The organism is Streptomyces sp. 130 (genome assembly GCF_007096885.1).
Lineage (GTDB): Bacteria > Actinomycetota > Actinomycetes > Streptomycetales > Streptomycetaceae > Streptomyces.
In genome coordinates, this window is record NZ_VJNO01000096.1 from 1 (window position 1) to 1,781 (window position 1,781).

1 protein-coding gene is annotated in these 1,781 nt (G+C 70.4%); it reads left to right on the plus strand.

The window, feature by feature from the left end; genetic code table 11:
- A partial coding sequence (locus tag FKN01_RS32135) for a class I tRNA ligase family protein (protein WP_143626170.1) occupies positions 1-1,781 on the plus strand: 1,781 nt, incomplete at both ends.

Sequence of the window (1,781 nt, forward strand, 5' to 3'; positions counted from 1 at the left end):
TACGCGCAGCCGTCCTGGTACATCCGTACGACGGCGGTGAAGGAGCGGCTGCTTGAGGAGAACGAGAAGACCAACTGGTTCCCGGAGTCGGTCAAGCACGGCCGTTTCGGTGACTGGCTGACCAACAACGTCGACTGGGCGCTGTCCCGCAACCGCTACTGGGGCACCCCGCTGCCGGTCTGGCGCTGCGGGGAGGGTCATCTGACGTGTGTCGGTTCGCGTGAGGAGCTGTCCCGGCTGACGGGGGCCGACCAGTCGGCGCTGGATCCGCACCGCCCGTTCATCGACGAGGTCACCTTCCCCTGCACGCACGAGGGCTGCCCGGCGGTGGCGACGCGTGTGCCGGAGGTGATCGACGCCTGGTACGACTCGGGCTCGATGCCGTTCGCGCAGTACGGCTACCCGTACCGGAACAAGGAACTGTTCGAGTCCCGCTACCCGGCGCAGTTCATCTCGGAGGCCATCGACCAGACGCGCGGCTGGTTCTACACGCTGATGGCGGTCGGCACGCTCGTCTTCGACAAGTCCAGTTACGAGAACGTCGTGTGCCTGGGCCACATCCTGGCCGAGGACGGCCGGAAGATGTCCAAGCACCTGGGCAACATCCTCCAGCCGATCCCGCTCATGGACGAGCACGGCGCGGACGCGGTGCGCTGGTTCATGGCGGCCGGCGGCTCCCCCTGGGCGGCCAGGCGCGTGGGCCACGGCACCATCCAGGAGGTCGTCCGCAAGACCCTCCTGACGTACTGGAACACGGTCGCCTTCCAGGCCCTGTACGCCCGCACATCCCACTGGGCGCCCTCGGCCGCCGACCCGGCACCCGCCGACCGCACCGTCCTGGACCGCTGGCTGCTCAGCGAGCTCAACACCCTGACCGACCAGGTCACCCAGGCACTCGAGGGCTACGACACCCAGCGCGCCGGGAAACTCCTGTCCGCGTTCGTGGACGACCTGTCCAACTGGTACGTGCGCCGCTCCCGGCGCCGCTTCTGGCAGGGCGACAAGGCGGCGCTGCGCACCCTGCACGAGGTGGTGGAGACCGTCACACGGCTGATGGCCCCGCTGACCCCGTTCATCACCGAGCGGGTCTGGCAGGACCTCATCGTCCCGGTCACCCCGCACGCGCCGGAATCGGTCCACCTGTCGTCCTGGCTGAAGGCGGACCCGGCGGCCATCGACCCCGCCCTCTCGACCCAGATGGCACTGGTGCGGCGCCTGGTGGAGCTGGGCCGGGCCACGCGCGCGGAGTCGGGCGTCAAGACCCGCCAGCCGCTGTCCCGGGCACTGGTCGCGGCCCCGGGCTTCGACACCCTGTCCGAGGAGCTGCGCGCCCAGATCACCCAGGAGCTGAACGTCTCCTCCCTCGCCTCGCTCTCCGAGGTCGGCGGCTCGCTCGTCGACACCACGGCCAAGGCGAACTTCCGGGCGCTCGGCAAGCGCTTCGGCAAGGGCGTCCAGGCGGTGGCCAAGGCAGTCGCGGACGCGGACGCGGCGGCCCTGTCACTCGCCCTGCGCGAGGGCACCGCCTCCCTGGAGGTCGACGGCGAGAGGATCACCCTCTCACCCGACGAGGTCATCATCACCGAGACCCCCCGCGAGGGCTGGTCGGTCGCCTCCGACTCCGGCGCGACCGTGGCCCTCGACCTCGAAATCACCCCGCAACTGCGCCGGGCCGGCCTCGCCCGCGACGCGATCCGCCTGATCCAGGAAGCCCGCAAGAACAGCGGCCTGGACGTCGCGGACCGCATCACCGTCCGCTGGACCTCCACAGACCCCGCGAC